The organism is Halomonas sp. MCCC 1A13316, assembly GCF_014931605.1.
Classification (GTDB): domain Bacteria; phylum Pseudomonadota; class Gammaproteobacteria; order Pseudomonadales; family Halomonadaceae; genus Halomonas.
Genome location: NZ_CP053382.1, coordinates 1,488,501 through 1,510,568, shown reverse-complemented (window position 1 = coordinate 1,510,568; position 22,068 = coordinate 1,488,501). Strand labels below are relative to the sequence as shown.

15 protein-coding genes are annotated in these 22,068 nt (G+C 63.9%); 5 read left to right on the top strand and 10 right to left on the bottom strand.

The genetic code is table 11. The features are described from left to right. Positions 1-64: 64 nt before the first annotated feature. Positions 65-415 (bottom strand): glutaredoxin family protein, encoded by a 351-nt coding sequence (locus HNO52_RS07040; RefSeq protein ID WP_197568453.1) that lies wholly within the window; start codon positions 413-415, stop codon positions 65-67. 78 nt (positions 416-493) lie between these two features. Further along, complete coding sequence (gene rlmKL, locus HNO52_RS07035; protein WP_197568452.1) at positions 494-2,695, bottom strand: bifunctional 23S rRNA (guanine(2069)-N(7))-methyltransferase RlmK/23S rRNA (guanine(2445)-N(2))-methyltransferase RlmL; 2,202 nt, start codon at positions 2,693-2,695, stop codon at positions 494-496. A gap of 281 nt (positions 2,696-2,976) precedes the next feature. Here rlmKL and rmf point away from each other — a divergent pair, with 281 nt between their 5' ends. Then, positions 2,977-3,183, top strand: coding sequence for a ribosome modulation factor (gene rmf, locus HNO52_RS07030; RefSeq protein ID WP_111412507.1), 207 nt, complete (start codon positions 2,977-2,979; stop codon positions 3,181-3,183). A 125-nt stretch (positions 3,184-3,308) separates the two neighbouring features. Here rmf and HNO52_RS07025 read toward each other — a convergent pair whose 3' ends face one another. The 5 genes from HNO52_RS07025 to HNO52_RS07005 form a co-directional block, all read right to left on the bottom strand. Continuing rightward, complete coding sequence (locus tag HNO52_RS07025; protein ID WP_197568451.1) at positions 3,309-4,334, bottom strand: quinone-dependent dihydroorotate dehydrogenase; 1,026 nt, start codon at positions 4,332-4,334, stop codon at positions 3,309-3,311. Positions 4,335-4,467: 133 nt separating this feature from the next. Next, the gene (locus HNO52_RS07020; protein ID WP_197568450.1) at positions 4,468-9,306 is read right to left on the bottom strand and encodes an NAD-glutamate dehydrogenase; all 4,839 of its coding nucleotides are present in this window, start codon (positions 9,304-9,306) and stop codon (positions 4,468-4,470) included. Between the two features lie 207 nt (positions 9,307-9,513). After that, a complete protein-coding gene (gene trmA, locus HNO52_RS07015) occupies positions 9,514-10,623 on the bottom strand; it encodes a tRNA (uridine(54)-C5)-methyltransferase TrmA (RefSeq protein WP_197568449.1) in 1,110 nt (369 codons plus the stop codon). A gap of 37 nt (positions 10,624-10,660) precedes the next feature. After that, positions 10,661-11,437, bottom strand: a complete 777-nt coding sequence (gene murI, locus HNO52_RS07010; RefSeq protein WP_197568448.1) for a glutamate racemase — start codon at positions 11,435-11,437, stop codon at positions 10,661-10,663. A 112-nt stretch (positions 11,438-11,549) separates the two neighbouring features. After that, the gene (locus HNO52_RS07005; protein ID WP_197569132.1) at positions 11,550-12,095 is read right to left on the bottom strand and encodes a hemerythrin domain-containing protein; all 546 of its coding nucleotides are present in this window, start codon (positions 12,093-12,095) and stop codon (positions 11,550-11,552) included. 248 nt (positions 12,096-12,343) lie between these two features. Between HNO52_RS07005 and HNO52_RS07000 the strand changes: the two genes are divergently transcribed. After that, positions 12,344-13,684, top strand: coding sequence for a replication-associated recombination protein A (locus HNO52_RS07000; protein ID WP_197568447.1), 1,341 nt, complete (start codon positions 12,344-12,346; stop codon positions 13,682-13,684). 47 nt (positions 13,685-13,731) lie between these two features. Here the strand turns inward: HNO52_RS07000 and lolA are convergent, their stop codons facing one another. Both lolA and HNO52_RS06990 read right to left on the bottom strand, forming a co-directional pair. Further along, positions 13,732-14,358, bottom strand: a complete 627-nt coding sequence (lolA, locus tag HNO52_RS06995; RefSeq protein ID WP_197568446.1) for an outer membrane lipoprotein periplasmic chaperone LolA — start codon at positions 14,356-14,358, stop codon at positions 13,732-13,734. Positions 14,359-14,485: 127 nt separating this feature from the next. Then, complete coding sequence (locus HNO52_RS06990) at positions 14,486-17,584, bottom strand: DNA translocase FtsK (protein ID WP_442907133.1); 3,099 nt, start codon at positions 17,582-17,584, stop codon at positions 14,486-14,488. A gap of 181 nt (positions 17,585-17,765) precedes the next feature. Here HNO52_RS06990 and aat point away from each other — a divergent pair, with 181 nt between their 5' ends. From aat to infA, 3 genes are all read left to right on the top strand, one after another. Further along, positions 17,766-18,506, top strand: a complete 741-nt coding sequence (gene aat / locus HNO52_RS06985) for a leucyl/phenylalanyl-tRNA--protein transferase (protein WP_197568445.1) — start codon at positions 17,766-17,768, stop codon at positions 18,504-18,506. A gap of 12 nt (positions 18,507-18,518) precedes the next feature. Then, positions 18,519-19,268: an arginyltransferase gene (locus HNO52_RS06980; protein ID WP_197568444.1), complete on the top strand. Its 750-nt coding sequence runs from the start codon at positions 18,519-18,521 to the stop codon at positions 19,266-19,268. Positions 19,269-19,418: 150 nt separating this feature from the next. After that, a complete protein-coding gene (infA, locus tag HNO52_RS06975) occupies positions 19,419-19,637 on the top strand; it encodes a translation initiation factor IF-1 (RefSeq protein WP_010627817.1) in 219 nt (72 codons plus the stop codon). Between the two features lie 106 nt (positions 19,638-19,743). On the opposite strand, the gene clpA is transcribed toward infA, so the two are convergent. Beyond that, positions 19,744-22,020, bottom strand: coding sequence for an ATP-dependent Clp protease ATP-binding subunit ClpA (gene clpA, locus HNO52_RS06970; protein ID WP_197568443.1), 2,277 nt, complete (start codon positions 22,018-22,020; stop codon positions 19,744-19,746). Positions 22,021-22,068: the final 48 nt, after the last annotated feature.

The window sequence follows — 22,068 nt, the reverse complement described above, 5'->3', positions numbered from 1 at the left end:
AAGCCGAGGGTCTCACACCACTTCAAAGCGAAACCCTGGCTTACGCTGGGTCAACGTAAGCGGCTCAGCCTAGATAGCGCCGTTCCGCGGGTCGCTGGGTTGAACGCTTGCTCTCATCCTGCGCTTCTTGAGGCACGAACTGCGCTCCCAGCCGCTGCCAGGCGGCTTCGTCGAGGCAGTGGCGTTCGGACAACCACGCCGCCAGCCGCGGCGGCTCGAAGCCCATATCGAGCTCATCGCCCGCCTCGTCGACCAGCACCGGGATGCGTACGCCGTAGCGCGCCATCAGCGCCTCGTCCTCACTGATCTCGACCTTCTCCAGCCGATACTTTCCATCGTGCAGCACGGACAACATGGCCTCGAGCCGCTCGCAAAGATGGCAGCCCAAGGTGGTGTATAACGTCAGGTGCCTCATGTCACCTCTCCCTGGTAAACCGACGACACAGAGTGAATATCGGCAGAGTGGCGCAGAAATGAAGAGCGGAGAGAAACTTCATGTCGCTGCACGGTGGCGAATCCGGAATACATGATGGATGTCGGGACGGCGCTGGAAATCAGGATCGAAGGTGCGCATCGAGATATCCTCCACCGTAAAGCGTTCGGCCAGGCCCTCGTCGAGCTGAAAACGGCGCTGGTTGTTGGAGAACACCAGGGTTCCACCCGGTGCCAGACGTGCCATGGCAAGCGTCACCAGGCGTGCGTGGTCACGCTGCACATCCAGGGTACCCTCCATCTTTTTCGAATTGGAGAAGGTCGGCGGGTCGAGGAAGATCAAGTCGAACTGCGCCTTGGCGGTTTCCAGCCAGCGCAGGCAGTCGTCGCGCACCACGCGATGGCGCGCCGGATCGAGTCCATTGAGAGTGAAGTTGTCCCGCGCCCACTCCAGGTAGGTATTGGAGAGATCGACACTCACGCTGTCGCTGGCCCCACCCGCCTCCTCGGTACCGAGCGCCGCCTGCACCGTGGCGGCGGCGGTGTAGCAGAACAGGTTGAGAAAACGTTTGCCCGCTGCCATTTCGCGCAGCATGCGTCGCACCGGCCGGTGGTCGAGGAACAGACCGGTATCGAGATAGTCGCGCAGGTTGATCCACAGCCGGGCTCTGCCTTCGCGCACCTGAAAGCGCTCTCCGCTACTGGCCTGCTTGCGGTACTGCGCTTTGCCGCTCTGCTTCTCGCGACGCTTGATCACTACCTGGCCGGGGTCGACGTCGAGTACCTCGGGGATCACCTGCAGCGCATCGAACAGGCGCTTCTGCGCCTGGCCGGCATTCACCGAGCGCGGCGGCGCGTACTCCTGCACGTGGACCCGGCCGTCATAGACATCCACTGCCAAGGCATATTCGGGCATGTCGGCGTCATAGAGCCGATAGCAGGTTTCACCCGTCTGCTTGAGCCATTTCCTGAGCCGCTTGCGGTTCTTCTCCAGGCGGTTGGCGAACATCTGCGCCCCCTCGCTGCGCGACGCAGCGCTGGTGCCGGCAGCGGCACTCTCCCCCTCGCGGCTCTCGGCGGGTACGTCCATCAGCAGCAACTTGGCCTCCAGTGGGCCGTTTCTGAGCGAATACTGCTTGTCGGCACGCAGCCCGATTCGGTGGCCAAGGTCGGGGTTGGCGGTGAACACCGCCAGACGCCAGCCGGGGAAGGCTTGTCGCACGCCGTCGCCCAGATCCCGGTAGAGCGTCACCAGCTCGGGCAGCTCGCCTAGCCGTTCACCGTAAGGCGGGTTGGTAATGAGCAGCCCCCGCACCTCCTCGTCCAGTTCGGCGGGTCGACTCAATTGGGTGAGCGAGGCGCCGGTGAACTCGATCAGCGCAGGGATTCCGGCACGCATGGCATTGGACTTTGCCGCCGCCAGCGCAGGGGGACTCTCATCGAAACCGTAGAAGCGGTTGCGACAGCGCTTGCGGCCGATACTGGCACGCGCTTCGGCTTCGCGCTTGAGTTCGGCCCACACTGCCTCGTCGTGCTGCGCCCAGCCGTGAAAGCCAAAGCGTACCCGGCCCAGGTTGGGCGCCATGTCGGCGGCCATGAGCGCTGCCTCGATCAGCAGGGTACCGGCACCGCACAGCGGATCGACCAGCGGTGCGCCATCGCGCAGGCGTTGCGCCCAGCCGGCGCGGATCAACAGCGCCGCGGCCAGGTTCTCCTTGAGCGGGGCATGGCCGACGTCGCGTCGATAGCCACGCCGGTGCAGGCTGTCGCCGGAGAGGTCCACGCCCAGCGTCAGCCGGCCGCGGTGCAGGTTGGCGTAGAGTCGCAGGTCGGGGTGCTGCAGATCGACGCCGGGGCGCGGCAGCCCGCGCGCCTGCAGGGCGTCGACCACACCATCCTTGACGGTCTGGGCACCGAAGCGAGTGTGGCGAATCTGCTCGCTGCGCCCATGGAAGTCCACTGCCAGGGTGGCACCGGGGCGCAGGTGGCTGGGCCAGTCGACGCCGCAAACCGCTCGATGCAGTTCCTCGGGACGCTCGACGCCCTCCTCGCGCAGCAGGCACAGCACGATACGATTGGCCAGCCGCGACCACAGGCAGGCGCGATAGGCGGTCTCGAGATCGGCTTGGAAGTGAACGCCGGCTACCGTCGTCTTGTGCGGCTCGGCACCCAGCGAACGCAATTCGTCGGCGAGCAGCTCTTCCAGCCCCTTGGGACAGGTGGCCAGGAAAGACCGTATTTCACGTTGGGATGACTCTCTCATGAAGCGTTCCCGCCCCCTTCGGCCGGGCAATATTCCTTTCGTTACAAATTTGTCTCGATCTTATGACGAAACATAGGTCGACAATGGCCCCCATGATGGGCTAAGAGTAGTCATGGTAGCTACTGTAATGACGCATGCGTTTACTTGGCGGGTCTAGACTGGACCCGCATGGCCTCGCTCTGCTGTCGTTAAAAGGATGCAATAACGGCTTAGCGATCGGTAGAACGCCGGGGCGTGCATGTCGTACGTCCCAAATTGGTACCTTGACAAGAGGTCATCCGATGAAAAGACAGAAACGTGATCGCTTCCAACGCGCCTATCTCCATGGCTACAAGGCCGGTATTTCCGGGCGCTCTCGCGACGACTGTCCCAGTCAGGATGTCAATATACGAGAATATTGGATGAGTGGTTGGCGTGAAGGCCGAGGAGACCAGTGGGCCGGCATGACCGGCGTCTCCGGGATTCACAAGAACCCGATGGTAATGTAGCGACTTTCCCACCAACCGATCGTCCCTTTGCCACCGCCAGTGTGGCAAGGAATGAGCTAAGCCCGCGCCTTGCGCGGGCTTTCTAGTTCACGACATGAACCGCCAGCTCCCTTCCCTCCGCCCTGCTACCCCTTTGCTCCCGCCGCCTTGATCGCCCGGGCGCACTCTCCGACCAGGCTCGGCCCGCGGTAGATGAAACCTGAATAGAGCTGCACCAGGTCGGCACCGGCCTCGACCTTGGCTAGCGCCGCTGCACCGCTGTCGATGCCGCCCACCCCGATGATCGGCAGGGCGGGCAGATGGTGGCGCAGTTCGCGAATTACACGATTGGAAGGCTCGAAGACCGGACGACCCGAGAGACCACCCTGCTCGTCGGCATGGGTCACACCGGCCACCGCCTCGCGCGATACCGTGGTATTGGTGGCGATTACCGCATCGATCTCACTCCTGGCGATGCTCTCGGCCACCAGCCCCACCTCTTCGACACTCATGTCGGGTGCGATCTTGACCGCCAGCGGCACCCGCCGGCCAGCGGCCTGGTCCAGCCGAGTGCCCGCCTCGCGCAGACTGCCCAATAAGGCATCGAGGTGTTCGCCGAACTGCAGGTTGCGCAGCCCCGGCGTATTGGGCGAGGAGATGTTCACGGTCACATAGTCGGCATGGGCATGAACCTTCTCCAGGCAGATAAGATAATCATCCACGGCATGCTCCACCGGCGTGGTGAGGTTCTTACCGATGTTGATGCCGATCACGCCATCGAAACGAGCCGCCTTGACCCGCGCCACCAGGTGGTCGACGCCGGCGTTATTGAAGCCCATGCGATTGATGATCGCGCCATGCTCCGGCAAGCGGAACAGACGTGGCTTGGGATTGCCTTCCTGGGGCTTGGGCGTGACGGTACCGACCTCGACGAAACCGAAGCCGAGTGCGCCCAGCGCATCGAGATGGTCGCCATTCTTGTCCAACCCCGCGGCCAGCCCTACCCGGTTGGGAAACCGCAGCCCCATCAGTTGCACCGGATCGTCGACGCGCCCCCCCGCCACCAGCCCCGTCAGTTTCAAGCGATGAGCCAGATCCAGGGCAGTGAGCGCATGGCCGTGGGCAGTTTCGGCGTCGAGGCGAAACAGGATCGAACGGGCAAGCGCGTACATGGCGTCTCCTGGCAGTCGGCGATTGGTGGTTGGCGAGGCGGGCGGATTATAGCAGCGCCGAAGGCCCAAGACGACGCACCCCGCCACGCAGGCGGGGTGCGTCACTACGCTAACGGGAGAGTGGCGTTCTCGCTCAGGCCTCGCCGTTGCTCTCGGCCAGGTCGACCAGTTCGCGCACCGCCACGGCGAACAGCGGAAAGCTCGCCTGGCTGCCGCCACGTACCTCGGCGATCAGACGGCACCAGCGTTCGTGCAGCGAAGCGTGCATGGTCAACCAATTGTCGACGCGCTCGTCCGGCTCGCGTCCGTCCTCGGTCTTCAGCACGCTGGTGGTGAGCGCCAGCTGTTGGCGATCGATGTCGTCGCGGAAGGTCTCGCGAGCCTGAGCCTGCCAGCTGTCGCGCACCTCGAGGTTGCTCACCTGCTGGATCATCCAGGGCAGCTCGAGTCGATCGCCGATGGCAAAGAAGACCTCGGCAACACGCTGCGGCTTCTCGTCGGTCTGGCGTGCCGCCTGGATGATCCCGAGCGCACCGTAGAGACTGCCCGACGCGGCCACGGTGGCAGCCAATTCCTCGGGTACACCGGCCTCGAGCAGCTCGCCGCGCTTGTGCTCCCAGCGGCTGCACTCCTCGCCGCGCAGCAGTTCGCCGATCCCCTCCTGCAGCTGGGCCACGCGCGGCGCGAAGTACTCGATGGCATCACGCGTGGAGAGGCCCAAGCGTTGGCGAAGGAACCAACGGGTGGTGCGCCGGATCAGCCGCATCAGATCGAGCATCATCGAATACTGGACTTCGCTTGGTACTTGGTTATCCAGTGCTTCGATGCGCTCCCACAGGTCGGAAAGCTGGAAGCTGTCGCGGGCGATGATATAGGCGCGAGCGACATCGGCGGGACTGGCCCCGGTGGAGTCGATGAGGCGAAGCACGAAGACGATGCCCATGTGATCGACCAGGTCGTTGGCCACCTGAGTGGTGACGATCTCGCGCTTGAGGCGGTGAGCATACATCTCGTCATGGAAGCGCTCGACAAGGACACCCGGGAAGATCCGCTCCACGTATTGCTGGATATAGGGATCGTCAGGCACGTCGGAGGCCAGCACGTCGCCCTTTAGCACGCTCTTGGCGTAGGAGATCAACACCGAGAGTTCCGGATGGGTCATGCCCTGCTCGGTGTTGGCACGCTCCTGCAGCTCCTCGTCGGTGGGCAGGAACTCGAGCTCGCGATCGAGCTGGCCAGCGGCTTCCAGTTCGCCGATGAAGCGCCGGTAGGGGCCGATGCCATAGCGCGAAAGAATCGACGAGAGATCCAGCGCCTGGGTCTGGCGATAGTTGTCGAGAATGACCAGCTCGGCCACCTCCTCGGTCATGTCGGCAAGCAACTGATTGCGCTGCTTCTCGGTCATGTCGCCGCGCTTGACCACCTCGTCGATGAGGATCTTGATGTTGACCTCGTGGTCGGAGCAGTTGACCCCGCCGGCGTTATCGATGAAGTCGGTATTGACCAACACGCCCTTGGCGGCGGCCTCCATGCGGCCGCGCTGGGTCAGACCCAGGTTTCCGCCCTCGCCGACCACGCGGCAGTTGAGCTCACTACCGTTGATGCGCAGCGCGTCGTTGGCCTTGTCGCCGACCATGGCATCGGTTTCCAGGCTGCCCTTGACATAGGTGCCGATGCCGCCGTTCCACAGCAGGTCGTACCGCGACTTGAGCATGGCACGGATCAGATCGTTGGGCGAGAGCCGCTCCTCCTCGATATCGAATACCTCCTTCATCTGCGGCGTGATCGGGATCGACTTGGCGCTACGCTTGAACACGCCGCCGCCTTCGGAGATCAGCGAAGCGTCGAAATCCTCCCAGCTGGAGCGCGCCAACTGGAACATCCGCTGGCGTTCGGCAAAGGTGCTGGCGGCATCGGGGTGCGGGTCGACGAAGATATGCAGGTGGTTGAAGGCCCCCAACAGGCGAATCTTGTCGGAGAGCAGCATGCCGTTGCCGAACACGTCGCCGGCCATGTCGCCGATACCGAGCACGGTGAACTCTTCCTGCTGGGTATTCAGGCCCAGATTGCGGAAATGGCGCTTCACCGACTCCCAGGCGCCGCGTGCGGTGATGCCCATCTTCTTGTGGTCATAGCCATTGGCCCCGCCGGAGGCGAAAGCATCGCCCAGCCAGTGGCCGTACTCGACAGAGATCTCGTTGGCGATGTCGGAGAAGGTCGCGGTGCCCTTGTCAGCCGCCACCACCAGGTAGGCATCGTCGTCGTCGTGACGCACCACCTCCTTCGGCGGCACTACATCGCCGCCAACTAGGTTGTCGGTGACGTCGAGCAGCGCACGGATGAAGGTCTTGTAGCAGGCGATGCCCTCCTGCTGGATGGCGTCACGGTCACCGCCTTCTGGCAAGCGCTTGCAGATGAAGCCTCCCTTGGCCCCCACCGGCACGATGACCGCGTTCTTGACCTGCTGCGCCTTGACCAGGCCCAGCACCTCGGTGCGAAAGTCCTCCTGGCGGTCCGACCAGCGCAGCCCCCCGCGAGCGACCTTGCCGCCACGCAAGTGGACACCCTCGACACGCGGTGAGCAGACGAATATCTCGAAGACCGGGCGCGGTTTGGGCATGCCGGTGACCCGCTTGGGATCGAGCTTGTAGGCAATGTAGTCCTTGAACCTGCCATCGACGGTTTGCTGATAGTAATTGGTGCGCAGGGTGGCCCGAATCAGTTCCATGAAGCGGCGCAGCAGTTGATCGTCGTTGAGGCTGGCCACACCGTCGAGGTGACGGTTGATGCGCTCTATGCAGTCGGTAACCTCGTTCTCTCCAGGACGCTGCTCGGGGTCGAAGCGCAGCTTGAACAGGGCAACCAGCTCATGGGTGATCTCCGGGTAGCTCGTCAGCGTGGTGGCGATGTAATCCTGCGACATGCCGAAGCGAATCTGCTTCAGGTAGCGCGCATAGCCACGCAGCATGGCCACTTCGCGCCAGTCCAGGTTGGCGGCGATCACCAGGCGGTTGAAGGCGTCGTTCTCTGCCTCCCCGGCCCAGATGCGCTTGAACGCCTCGATGAAAGGTTCGCGCATCTTCTGCAAGCTGACTTCGGTGGCGGTATGGTGCTCGAGGTCGAAGTCATGCAGCCAGTAACGCATCTCGGGCGTGACGAACTCGTAGGGGCGCTCGCCAATCACGCGCAGCCCCAGGTTTTCCATCACCGGCAGCACGTCGGAAAGCGGAATCGGGCGGTCGCGCTGGAACAGCTTGAGGTTGACCCCGCTACCCTCCTCCTCCACCAGGCGGTAGAGGGTGAGCGCCAACGGCTCGCCGGCGTCGAGGTCGGCCAGGTGCTGCAGGTCGAAAACCGCGGTACGCGAGCCGAAATCGTCCCGGTAGCTGGCCGGGAAGGCATCGCGAAAGCGGTCCATCAGTTGGTTGGCCTGCTCCTCGCCGAAGCCCTCCACCATCGCCTCGTGCAACTCGTCGCGCCAACTGCGGGCCAGTTGGGCCACCTTGGTTTCCAGGCGCTTGAGGTTGACCTCGCGGGGGGTATCGCCGCGAAAGCGCAGGATGAACTGTATGCGGGCGAGTATCGATTCGGAGAGATAGGTATTGAAGTCGCCGAAGGTGGCGTCGAGCTCCTCGCACAACAGGTTCTGGATGCGCACGCGCAGGTCGGTGGAGAAGACGTCGCGCGGAACGAACACAAGGCAGGAGTGGAAGCGGCCGGAGCGGTCGGTGCGAATGAACAGGCGCACCCGCCGACGCTCGCGAATATCAAGAATGCCCAGTGCCGTGTCGGCGAGCTCCTGGGTGTCGATCTGGAACAGGTCGTCGCGCGGATAGACCTCGAGGATCTGCAGCAGTTGCTTGCCGTTGTGACCCTTGGGGTTGAAGCCGGCTATCTCCATCACTGCCTTGAGCTTGTGCCGCAGCAGTGGGATATTGCGCGGCGACTCATTGTAGAGGCTTGAAGTGAAGAGGCCGAGGAAGCGGTGTTCGCCGATGACCCGGCCCTGCTCGTCGTAGCGATCGATGGATATGTAATCCGGGTAGGTAGGCCGATGAACCCGCGCATGGTGCGAACTCTTGGCGAAGGAGAGCAGTTGAGGCACCAGCACGAAGCGATTACCCTCGATGCCGATCTCGGTGCGGATGCGCTCCTGGTAGCGCGGCAGGTCCAGGCGGAACACGCCGAGCTCGCTGCCCGGCTCCTTGGCCAGCCGGTCTCCGTCGGCATCGGACTCGATGCTGTAGGCGTCGTAGCCGAGGAAGGTGAAATTGTCGCGCACCAGCCACTCGAGGAAGGCAATCGCCTCTTCGTGATCGCCTGGCTCGATCTGCTCGGGGCGAGTGGCCTTGAGCTCGGTAACCACGTCGCGGGCGCGCTCGCTCATCGCCTCGTAGTCGCCCACGGCAATGCGAACGTCACGCAACACCTCCTGCAGCGACTGCTCGATATCAGCCAACACCTCGGGGCTGGAGTGACGATCGATCTCGATGGCAATCAACGACTCGCGATGATCTGGAGCATTCGCCTCACGCGGCGAACCGACCTGCAGCAGGTCGTGGCTGCGGTTGCGCTCCACCGCCAGCACGGCATTGTGGATCGCATGGACGGTCAGACCGCGCCGGTTCAGCTCGATGCGTACCGAGTCGACCAGGAACGGCATGTCCTCGTGCAGCACGGCCACGAAGGTGTGCGAGGACTGCCAGCCATGCTCCTCGAAGTCAGGATTGAAGACGCGAACCTTGGGCAAAGCGTGATCGAAGTTCTGGATGAAGTGCCATACCGACAAGGTGGCACCATAGAGGTCGTCCAGCCGACGATCGGCCAGATCCTCCAGGGGAACCGTGGCGTAGAAGTGGCGGGCGAAGGCTTCTACTTCGTCGGCCCTCGCCTTCTCGAGTCGGCTATCCAGGCGTTCGCGCAGCTGCTTGAGAATTTCCTGCCGGCCAACTTCGATCGTCTCGTATTGCATCCCTCACCTCGGCTGCCTGGGGCCGTGTCTCGGCCCTGGGAAAGAATCGGCGTGACCCACGGTCACGTGTCGGGGAAGCTTACTGCAGCCCTGCGCCACACCCCACCGACTTGCCAGTCTTCTCATGGAGCATGTCGCTTGTGCATCAAGACGGGACGTTTCGCTACTTGACAATGCCGCCCCCTTCCGAATGGGGTGGACGGCTCGTCAGTCGTAAATTCTCTCCAGCAACACTCCGCATTCACAATGATGGGTCCAGGGAAACTGGTCGAACAGCGCGAAACGGGCCAGCCGATGAGTGCGGCTCAGCGCCTCCAGGTTGCGCTCCAATGTATCGGGGTTGCATGAAATATAGACGATTCGCGGATATTCGCTCAGCTGACGGCAGCTGTCCTCGTCGAGGCCGGCACGAGGCGGGTCCACCAGCACGGTGGAGAAGTCGTACTCCCCCAGCGCCATTTCCGTCACTCGCCTGCCGCCCTTCTCGCCCTTGAGCGCGGCGCTGAACTCCTCCGCCGACATGCGCCCCACTACCGCGTTGCCGATGGCGTTGGCCGCCAGGTTCTGCTGGGCACTGGCCACTGAGGTGCGCGTAATCTCGGTCGCCAAGACGCGGCGGAAGTTCTCGGCCAGCGCCACGGTGAAGTTGCCGTTGCCGCAGTACAGTTCCACCAGGTCGCTGTCCTGGCTGCCCCGGGTCGCGTCCCGCGCCCAGGTCAGCATATCGCGGCTGATCTCGGCATTGGGCTGGGTGAAACTGTTCTCCACCTGCTGGTAGTGCAGGGTGCGGCCCTCCACCTCCAGCCGCTCCCAGACATGGTCGCGCTCGAGCACCAGCCGCTGCTTGCGCGAGCGGCCGATGATCAGAATGTCGAGCCGCTGCTGCAGGCGCCTCGCCTCCTCTTCCCAGGCCGCGTCCAGCGGGCGGTGATAGATCAAGGTAACCAAGGCCTCCCCGGACAGCGTGGTCAGGAATTCGACCTGGAACAAGCGCCGACGCAGCACGTCGCTTTCCAGCAGCGCCTGGCGCAGGCGTGGCATCAGTTCGTTGATGCGCCGACTGGCCACCGGATAGTCGTCGAGACGAATCACTCGCTTCTGCTTGGGGTCGTCGGGGTCGACGTCGAACATGGCATAAAAGAGATCGTCACCTTCATGCCACACGCGAAACTCGCAGCGCTGCCGATAATGGCTCGCCGGCGACGGGAAGACCTCGAGTTCAGGCGGACCGAAGCGTTCGAACTGCTGGCCGATACGCTCGCGCTTGGCCTCTAGCTCCTGCTCGTAGCGTGCAGGGTCGACAATGGGAATGGGCACGGCATCTCCAGTCGTGTGCAGGAAGTATGAAAGGAAATCAGCCGACGATCAGCAGGCTCGGTTCGTCGAAGCCAAAGGTCGCCATGGCCCGGGCCAGTCCGGCATCGGGAGCCGTGGCCAGGCTCTGGTCGCGCCCCATCCTCGATACCGGGCTGCTCGCCACTTGCACCGTGCGTCGGGCAATGGCGTCGCTGGAATCGACCAGGCGAATCGGTCGCGGGAACGCAGCGACGAGCCGTTCTCCGAGCAGCGGAAAGTGAGTGCAGCCAAGCACCACGGTATCGAGGTCGGGCTCACTGCTCAGAGGCTGCATGACGGCGCGGATAACGGCCCGGTCCGGCTCGCCCCCGGCGAGCAGACGTTCGGCCTCGCGCACCAAGGGGTCGGCGGCCACCCGAGTGACCCGGCAATCGGCGGCAAACGCCTCGATCAGGCGGTCGGTATAAGGCCGCATCACGGTGGCACTGGTCGCCAGCAGGCCGATATGGCGACTAGCGCTCATGGCGGCAGCAGGCTTGATCGCCGGCACCGTGCCGACCACCGGCACCGTCAACTGGGCGCGCAGGGCACCCAGCGCCAGTGTACTGGCAGTGTTGCATGCCACCACCAGCACACAACAACCGCTGGCGGCCACCGCAGCTTCGCACACCGCGAGAATGCGCTCCACCAGCCAGCCATCGGGACGCGTGCCGTAAGGCAACATGGCATTGTCACAGGCATACACCAGCGCGGCATCGGGCAGACGATGCCTGAGCGGGGGAACGACTGACAGACCGCCGACGCCTGAATCGAAGATCAGTATCGGGCCGGGCATGGCAAAACGAAGCTCATGGAAATCGCTCGGCTGCTACTAGAAAAGGCCTATTCTAGCAGCATGCCGAGCGAGCAGAAGCCTAGGTTCACCGGTCAGGATCGGCGCTTCGCTGTCAAGCCGCCGGTTCCGCTGTTTCTCGCAGTTCGGCGTAGAGCTCTGGATAAGCCTGCTGCAACCGTTCCAGCTTGGCGGCGGCCCCTTCAGGAAGCGTTTGAGCCAGAAGTTCGAGGTCGCTGTCGTTGAAATGCTGGCGAATCAGCGGGAAGAGCAGTTCGCGCTCGTCGCGCAGATAGGCGCGATGCGCATCGAGATAGGCCCTGAGATCCTCGGCGAAGCGATCCATGGGGACTACAGCATCCATCAGGATCATGTCGATATCGGTGGAAAGCCGCATCAGGCGCTGACGCAGGGCTTTGTAGTCGCTAGAGAGCTTCTCCGTCAGGTCTCGGGTCTCAGGGGCCAAGGCCTGCAGCCGCTCCGTGCAGACACGCTCCAGCGGCACGGTAAACTCCTCCATATAGTCGAGTATGTAATCGACAACCTCACGAACCAGCTGGAAATTGGGGCGCTCGCCTGCGACCAGGGCCTTTTGCTTGAGCTGAAGAACGTGCAACATGCGCGCCATATTGGCATGATCCTGACGCAACTGGGTCAGCATGGGCATGTCGAGGCCTCCTCTAACGATGAGCGGGTAATAAGGTTTGGATTCACGGGACAGAAGCAGGTTCAGTCTTGTCGCTATCAGGCTACGGACTCGTCGCTTTCAAGACACGCAATGGCAGGATGCAATCTCAACCCTAGACCCTTTGGCTCGATCCCGCACATCGCCTAAGGTCGTATTGCCAGCCTCGAGTATCTGCGAACCCCATATCTCGGCGTTGCCGGGCAGTACAAGGAGAACGCTTCATGGATCTTTTCGGCCAGGTGCCCGACGATTCCGCACCGCTGGCGTTTCGCATGCGCCCGCGGCGGTTCGACGACTATGTGGGCCAACAGGCCCTGGTCGGGCCGGGTAAACCGCTGCGGCGCATGGCCGAAACCGGCAGCGTGCGCTCGATGATCCTGTGGGGGCCGCCCGGCACCGGCAAGACAACGCTGGCCGAGATCCTCGCCGACCACTCCGGCACCCACCTGGAGCGATTGTCTGCGGTGATGGCAGGCGTCAAGGAGATACGCGCCGCGGTGGAGCGGGCCCGCGCCATGCAGGCCCAGGGGCGCGCCACCTTGCTGTTCCTCGACGAGATCCACCGGCTCAACAAGAGCCAGCAGGACGCCCTGCTGCCCCACGTGGAGTCGGGCCTGCTGACGCTGATCGGCGCCACTACCGAAAACCCCTCCTTCGAGGTCAATTCCGCCCTGCTCTCGCGTGCCCGTGTGTACGTGCTCACTGCGCTCGACGATGACGAGCTCATCGAAGTGATGCGACACGCCCTCAATGACCGGGAACGCGGCCTGGGCGAGCGCAACATCGTTGTCGAAGACGAGGTGCTGGGAATGCTGGCCCGTGCGGCCGCCGGCGACGCTCGCCGCGCTCTGGGCATGCTGGAGACCGCCTGCGACTTCACCGTACCCGAGGACGATCGCGAGCGGCTGCCGCGCGAAGCGCTGGATGCCGCGCTCGGTCATCAGGCCAGCGCCTTCGACAAGCAGGGCGATTATTACTACGACCTGCTTTCGGCAATCCACAAGTCGGTGCGCTCGTCGCGCCAGGATGCAGCCCTGCTCTATATCGCCCGCTTCATCCAGGGCGGCGGCGACCCGCTCGACGTGGTGCGCCGCCTGGCGGCGATTGCCTCCGAGGACGTCGGCAACGCCGACCCGCGCGCCCTGCCGCTGGTTATGGCGGCCTGGGACGCCTACCTGCGCCTGGGCGACTACGAGGGCCAGCGCGCCATCGCCCACGCTGCCATTCATCTCTCCATCGCGCCCAAGAGCAATGCCATCGACCAGGCATGGAAGCGGGCCAAGGCGTTTGCCACCTCCCAGCCGCGCCTGGAGGTGCCTACCTACCTGCGCAACGCCCCAACCAAGTTGATGGAGTCGCTTGGCCACGGTAGCGGCTATCGCTACGCCCACAATGAGCCGGAGGGTTACCCGGCGGGCAGCGCGCACGACTGCTGGCCCGAAGGCCTGCCACACGAGGCCTTCTACCTGCCCAGCGAGCATGGCCAGGAGAAGCGCTACGCCCAGCTAATGGCCTGGCGCGCCGAGCTGGATGCCCGCGCCGATCGGAGTGAAGGCGAGTAGAGACGAAAGCGCCGCCTCGAGGGCGGCGCTAGCGGGTACGACAGGTTTCAGTGCGCGTCACGGATGACGTCTGTCCCTTCGGGAATTTCGAACGCAAAGCGGCGATCGTCGATGGCATGATTGGTACGCACGTCGCTGAACTCGATGACGGTCTCCTGGCCGGTGCTGTCGATCATCTGCAGCGCCGCGAGCCGTTCGCCGCTGAAGGTCATCTGCAGCTCTTCGAACAAGGTGTCGGGCGATTTCGGCACCAGACGGAAGGTTTCGCTGCCGCCCTGCTGCTGACGCGATACCTCGTAGCTCTGGGTCAGCTCGCCGGCACTGCCCGAGAGAAGAAGCGCTGGCGTATGGGTCACGCGTTCATCGAGCGCCTGCACGGTGACCTGTTCCAGGTCGGGATCGTAGAGATAGACCTCGCTGCCGTCGGAAACCACTTCTTGCTGGTAGGGGGCGTCGACCTCCCAGCGGAACTTGCCTGGACGCGACAGCCACATACGGCCGTTGGCCTGTTGCAGGCGCTCGCCGCTGCCATCGAGTATTAGCTGTTCGAAGCTCGCTTCGACGGTTTCCAACGGCTCCAGCATGCTGGCCAGGCGCTCGGCACCTTCATTGGCCAAGGCGACGGCCGGCATGGCGGTCAGGGCCAGTGCAGCTAGGGTCTTCTTCATGCTCATCTTGTCTCTCCCTGGGCGGGTCCTGAATGACTCCTGTCTCTCGGACTCGCTGCGTGCCGGCGGGTTGCATGCCCGCCGGCGCTTTCATGATTCATGCATGATTGTCGCCCGACGGCGACGCCGGGAATCAGTGTCCTACCGGCGGCGGCGCCAGCACCTCGCGGCCGCCGTTGGTTCCCATCGAGGAGACCACACCGGCCGCCTCCATGGCTTCCACAAGGCGTGCGGCACGGTTGTAACCAATCTTGAAGCGGCGCTGCACTGCCGAGATGGAGGCACGCCGGCTTTCGGTGACGAACTGTACCGCCTCGTCGTAGAGCGCATCCTGCTCGGCATCGCCGCCACCCTCGCTGCCGTCGGCCTCGAGCCCGGTCAAGGCCTCGGCCGAGACGCCACCGGCAAGGATCTCGTCGATGTACTCCGGTTCCCCACGACGCTTCCAGTCCTCGACCACCCGGTGCACTTCGTCATCATCGACGAAAGCACCGTGTACACGGGTCGGCAACCCTGAGCCGGCCGGAAGGTAGAGCATGTCACCGTGACCCAGCAGATTTTCGGCGCCCCCCTGGTCGAGAATGGTGCGTGAATCGACCTTGGACGAGACCTGGAAGGCCATACGCGTGGGAATATTGGCCTTGATCAAGCCGGTGACCACGTCCACCGAGGGCCGTTGGGTCGCCAGGATCAGGTGGATACCGGCCGCACGGGCCTTCTGTGCCAGGCGCGCGATCAGCTCCTCTACCTTCTTGCCGACGATCATGAACATGTCGGCGAATTCGTCGATCACCACCACGATATAGGGCAGTTTCTCGAGCACCGGCGGCGATTCGTGCATCTCCCAAGGTTGCGGCTCCCACAGCGGGTCGGCGACCTGGGCGCCGGCGCGCTCGGCCTCGTCGAGCTTGCCATTGAAGCCGGCAATATTGCGCACGCCCATGGCGGCCATCAGTTTGTAGCGCCGCTCCATTTCGGCCACGCACCAGCGCAGCGCGTTGGCGGCCTCTTTCATGTCGGTGACCACCGGCGCCAGCAGGTGCGGGATACCGTCGTAGACCGATAGCTCCAGCATCTTGGGGTCGACCATGATCAGGCGCAGCTCCTCGGGCGTGGCCTTGAGCAGCATCGAGATGAGCATGGCGTTGACCCCCACCGATTTGCCCGAACCGGTGGTACCGGCGACCAGCAAATGAGGCATCTTGCCCAGGTTGGCCACCACCGGGCCACCGCCGATGTCCTGGCCCAGCGCCATGGTCAGCGCCGAGGCTTCCTGCTGATAGCGGTCGGAGTCGATCACCTCGCGCAAGCGGATCATCGCCCGGTGCGGGTTGGGAATCTCGATACCCACCGTGGGACGGCCCGGGATCACCTCGACCACGCGCACGCTCTTGACCATCAGCGAGCGCGCTAGATCCTTGGCCAGGTTGCTGATCTTCGACACCTTCACGCCAGCGGCGGGCTTGATCTCGAAGCGGGTGATCACCGGCCCCGGCCAGGTATTCACCACCTCGGCCTTGACCCCGTACTCGCGCAGGCGCGTCTCAAGCAGCTCAGCCATGTCGGCAAGTTGCTGCTGAGTATAATTTTGCTGGTGCGGCTCCGGCGGTGTCAGCAGGCGCAAGCTGGGCAGTTCGCCGTCCGGCTCCGGCATGTCGTCGAGTACGGGACGCTGGCTCTGCAGATGCTCCACCGTCCACAGCGTCGGGCCGTCCGGCTCCTCTGCCGCTTCGCGCGCCTGCTCCGCAGTCGCCACGCGACCTACATCGGTATTGCGGGAAGTCGATTCGTCCGGCGCGCGCGCGGCCGACTCGCGCCACGTACGCAGACCTTCGGCCTGATCGGCATAATGGTGCGCCTCCTCCTGCTCCTCGTACCGCTCGCCACTGGCCGCGGCCGGCGAGGCGCGCTCGATGGCGGCAGCATCGTCGTCCTGCTCATCGACCTCGAGGTTGCCGATATCGTTCCAGCTCAAGCGCGGCTCGGACGCGTCTACCGGTTCTTCCGCTCGCATGTCGCCCAGCCCTGGTTCGCGCCGTTCGCCCGACCGAGCCCCGCCGACCCCTTTCGTCGGCGATGTTTCGGAAGCCGCCGAGTGAGCGCTGTCCGGCTGCTCGACAAGCCCGGTTTCAGTTTCGTCATCCTTCGTTGCCCGCAGCGGCAAGCTGGTCACGGGGGACAGATCGTCATCGCGGCTGGCCTTGAGCACCGCGCCTGCCGCCAGCGGATCGGCATTGCGGGTACCGCCCGGGTCAGGCTCCGGCAGGGTCGCTGAAGCGGCTGCTGGCCGCGTCTCGGGTGCTGCCTCGCCCTGGCGCGCCGTGTAGGCGGCCTCTGGGCGCTTGGCCGAAGGCGTACGCTCCGGTACGTCCCAGGGGATATCGGTAGCGCCGTCATTGCCGAAGGACGGCTCCAGGCCCGGTTCGCGCTGTGCCGCCCGATCGATGGCCGGCGTTACACCGCGGCGGCGCCAGAAGCGCCAGCGGCGGCGCGGCTCATCCGCAGGCTTCTCTTCCAGCTCAGCCTCCGCGGGGCTTTCGTCGTCCCAGTGCGGATCTTGGCGATCACGGGACAAGCCGAAGGGCGTGGCCGCCCATTGCCACAAGTGCAGGAAACGGTGTCCGAGCTCATCCATCACCGTCAACCAGGAAACGCCGCTGAAGAGAGGGAACCCACACAGCATGGCGGCCACCGCCAGCAGGCCGGTGCCGCCCGATTCGACCAGCGGCACCAGGGCACCGACCAGCCCCTCACCGAGGATGCCTCCCGATGCGTAGGGCAGCATGCTGTCCGGGCTATAGAAATGCAGCGCCCCCATCGTGGTCGTGCCCAGCAGCAGCAACACCAGACCACCCAGGCGCACGGCCACGGCGGTCGCGTCCCATTCGATCTGCACCCGGCGCGTACGAATCAGCCGCCAGCCGGCAAAACCCAGCATGCCGGGCCACCACAGGGCGCTGGCACCGAACAGGGAGTAGAGCACATCGGCCAGCCAGGCGCCGAAGGGCCCCATCCAGTTGGCGACGGCGGTTTCCGGGCCGCGGCGGGACCAACCCGGATCCGACGGCTGATAGCTGAACAGCGCCAGCAGTAGGAATACGCATGCTGCCAACAGGATGATGATCGCCCCTTCCCGGGCCACGCCTTGCAGGTGAAGCGCCAGGCGCGTGGTCGGCTGCTGGGAGTCCTCCTCCGCTGCATGCCGAGGTACGCCCTTTTCCTTTACACTCAACTCGCCAACCCCCTCGCACCGTACCAGGACGGTGCCTTTCCAACTTACATGAAGCAGAATGAATCAGCCGCCATCATACCGGGACTACAGCCCCCGGCACAGAGGCCATGACAGTCGCTTGAGCCAAATCGACTCCGGCGTCAGACTAGTGAAACCAACGCCGACGAGGAGCGCCACTACAATGCTGTCCTGGCTTCCCGAGCGCCCTGTGCGTTTCCCTCCCGTCTCGCAGGCTCTGCGTGATCCGGAAGGCCTGTTGGCAGCAGGAGGCGAGCTCACTCCGGAATGGCTGCTGGCCGCCTACCGACGCGGTATCTTTCCCTGGTTCAGCGACGACCAACCGATCCTCTGGTGGTGTCCGAATCCGCGCATGGTACTGTTCCCCGATGAATTGCGCGTTTCCCGCAGCCTGGCCAAGCGGCTACGCAACGGCAGCTTCACGGTAACCTTCAATCGCCAGTTCAGCAGCGTGGTCCAGGCCTGCGCGGCCCCTCGCCACGGGCAGCCCGGCACCTGGATCACCACCGAGATGCATGCCGCCTACGTGACGCTGCACCGTCTCGGCTATGCCCGTTCGGTGGAAGTCTGGCAGGGCAGCGAGCTGGTCGGTGGGCTCTATGGCGTGGCCATGGGCCCGGTATTCTTCGGTGAGTCGATGTTCTCGCGTACCAGCGATGCCTCCAAGGTCGCCCTGGCGCATCTGGTGCACGCCATGCGCACCGGTGGCGGCCATCTGATCGATTGCCAGATGCGCACCCCTCATCTCGCCCGCCTGGGGGCGCGAGACATCGCCCGCGCCGATTTCATCAACTATCTTGAATCATGCCTAGCGACGCCGGGGCCCACTGACAGCCAGCACCCGCTGCCCTGTTGGTCGCTGCCCGACGACCCCTGCGTCGAGACCTTGACCGCACTCACTTAGGAGGCGAATAACGTGAGCAGCAATACGCCTCGCCACCCGATCAGGGATCTGCGCTTCTTCCTGACAGTGCCCCATGCCTGCAGTTACCTGGAGGGGCACGAAGCCACGACCCTGTTCCTCGACCCCCAAGAATCTCACGGCCAAGGAATCTACGACTCGCTCGCCCTGCTCGGATTTCGGCGTAGCGGACATCATCTCTACCGACCTCACTGCGAAGGCTGCAGCGCCTGCGTTTCGGTGCGCATACCGGTCGAGGACTTCCAGCCCAGTCGCAGCCAACGTCGGGTAACCAGGCGTAATGCCGATCTGCGCCTGATCGAGCGGCCAGCGTTGTTCGATCCCGAGCATTACACACTCTACGAACGCTACATCCGGGTGCGCCACTGGGATGGAGACATGTATCCGCCGAGCCGGGAACAATACCGCACCTTCCTGACTCTGGACGAACCCTATTCGCGGCTGCTCGAGTTACGCCTTGGCGAACGCCTGCTCGCCGTCTCCGCCTTCGACCGCCTGGAACACGGCCTCTCCGCTATCTACACCTTCTTTGACCCTTCCGACGAATGGGAACGCCGCTCGCTGGGCACTTTTGCCGTGCTGAGCCTTGTCAACGAGGCCTACCGCGAGGGGTTGCCCCACGTCTATCTGGGTTACTGGATTCGCGATTGCCGTAAAATGGCCTACAAGGAGGCCTACCGCCCCTTGGAGGTGCTGGAGGGGCGTCATTGGAGTCGCTTATTGGACACCTCGGCGTCGATATGACTCGGCCTGCTTTGCCTTGACGCCCGGCTTGCGGCACAATATCGCGCTATCCTTGGCACGGACGCGACGTAGAGCGCGTCCGATGCCGTGCTGCACATAGCCGTTGCATCAGGCACGGCACACCAACGTCATCAGCGAGGAACCGCCTATATGGCACGTGAAGACCATATCGAAATGGAAGGCGTCGTCGTCGATACCCTTCCCAACACCACCTTTCGCGTCGAGCTGGAGAACGGCCACGTCGTGACTGCCCACATCTCGGGCAAGATGCGCAAGAACTACATCCGCATTCTCACCGGCGACAAGGTCAAGGTCGAACTGACTCCCTACGACCTGACCAAGGGCCGCATCGTCTACCGCTCGCGCTGAACGGCTGATCGCATCGGCGGCACGACCAAGCGCCCCTGCTCCCGACACGACAACGCCCCGTCCGCAGACAGGGCGCTGTGTGCTGCTTCCGGAAAATCCGGCAACGTCAGGGGGCGTCGGCCATTTCCGACTCCGTGGATAGATGCAATTCGTCGTCTTCCACCGTGACGTGCACCACCCCGCCGTGTTCGGATAGTTCTCCGAACAGGATCAGCTCCGCCAAGGGCTTCTTGAGCTTCTCCTGGATCAACCTCGCCATGGGCCTTGCGCCCATGCTGGGGTCGTAGCCCTTCTCGGCCAGCCAATCGCGCGCGTCCATGTCCACATCCAGTTGAACCCGCTTCTCGTCGAGTTGCGCCTGAAGCTCCACCAGGAACTTGTCCACCACGCTACGCACCACCGAGGTGGGCAGTGAGTGGAACTGGATGATGCCATCCAGGCGGTTGCGGAACTCTGGCGAGAAGGTCTTGCGGATCACCTCCATGGCATCGGTGGAGTGGTCCTGGGTCTGGAAGCCGATGGAACGCCGCGCCTGCTGCTCGGCCCCGGCGTTCGAAGTCATGACCAGGATCACGTGGCGGAAGTCCGCCTCACGGCCGTTGTTGTCGGTCAGGCGCCCGTGGTCCATGACCTGCAGCAGCAGGTTGAAGACTTCGGGATGTGCCTTCTCGATCTCGTCGAGCAGCAATACGCAGTGCGGCTGCTTGGTGATCGCCTCGGTGAGCAGGCCACCCTGATCATAGCCGACATAGCCTGGGGGGGCGCCAATCAGCCGTGACACGGTGTGCCGCTCCATGTACTCCGACATGTCGAAGCGCACCAGCTCGATGCCCATGATCCGCGACAACTGACGGGCCACCTCGGTCTTGCCCACCCCGGTGGGGCCGGCGAAGAGGAAACTCCCCACCGGCTTGTCGGGTGACTTGAGCCCGGCCCGCGACAGCTTGATGGCGGCCGAGAGGCTGTCGATGGCCTCGTCCTGGCCGAATACCAGCATCTTGAGGTCGCGATCGAGATTCTCGAGCAGCTTGCGATCGGAGCTGGAGACACTCTTCGGCGGTATCCGCGCAATGGAGGCCACTACCGCCTCGACCTGATCGACGTCGATAGTGTCGACCCGCACCTCCGGCGGCAGCAGCCGCTGGTGGGCACCGGCCTCATCGATCACATCGATGGCCTTGTCGGGCAGATGACGATCGTTGATGTAACGGTCCGCCAGACGCGCCGCACTGTCCAGCGCCGCGTCGGTGTACTTGAGACGATGGTGCTCCTCGAAGCGCGAGCGCAGCCCTTTCAAAATGCGGATGGTATCATCCACCGAGGGCGCCATGACATCGACCTTCTGGAAGCGGCGCGCCAGCGCACGATCCTTCTCGAAGATGCCACGGAACTCCTGGAAGGTGGTGGAACCGATGCAACGCAGGTCCCCCGAGGAGAGCAACGGTTTGAGCAGGTTGGAAGCATCCATCACTCCACCGGAGGCCGCCCCGGCACCGATCACCGTATGGATCTCGTCGATGAACAGGATGGCGTTGGGCTGCTTCTTGAGCTCCGCCAACAGGCTCTTCAAGCGCTTCTCGAAATCGCCGCGGTACTTGGTACCGGCCAGCAGCGCGCCCATGTCGAGGGAGTAGACCACGGCGTCACCGATCACCTCGGGCACGTCCTCCTCCACGATCCGCTTGGCCAAGCCTTCGGCAATGGCGGTCTTGCCTACGCCGGCTTCGCCTACCAGCAGCGGATTGTTCTTGCGCCGCCGGGCCAGTATCTGAATCACCCGCTCGAGCTCGTGCTCACGGCCGATCAGCGGATCGATCTTGCCCATCCGCGCCTGCTCGTTGAGGTTGGTGGCATAGCCGGTCAGCGGGTTGGCGCTGGTTTCGCCGCTCCCCTCCTCGGCTTCCTCGGCATCGCTGGGCGAGGACGAGGGATTCTGGCCGTGGCCGGCCACCTTGGAAATACCGTGGGCGATGTAATTCACCGCATCGACTCGGGCCACGTTCTGCTGCTTCAGGAAGTAGACCGCCTGGCTTTCCTGCTCGGAGAAGATGGCGACAAGCACGTTGGCCCCGGTGACCTCGCTCTTGCCTGAGGACTGCACGTGGAATACGGCACGCTGCAACACACGCTGAAAGCCCAGTGTCGGCTGGGTCTCGCGGTCGCTCTGGTCCTCTGGAATCAGAGGGGTGGTGGAGTTGATGAAATCCTGCAGGTCGGACCGCAACTTGTCGAGGTTGGCCCCACAGGCTCTCAGCACGTCTGCCGCTGATGCGTTATCGAGCAGTGCCAGCAGCAGGTGCTCCACGGTCATGAACTCGTGGCGCTTGGAGCGGGCCACGGTAAACGCCGTGTTCAGGGTCAGTTCAAGTTCTTTGCTCAGCATGGCAGTCCCCTTCTCGCCGCTTAGGGCTTGCATCGGATCTTTCGTGGT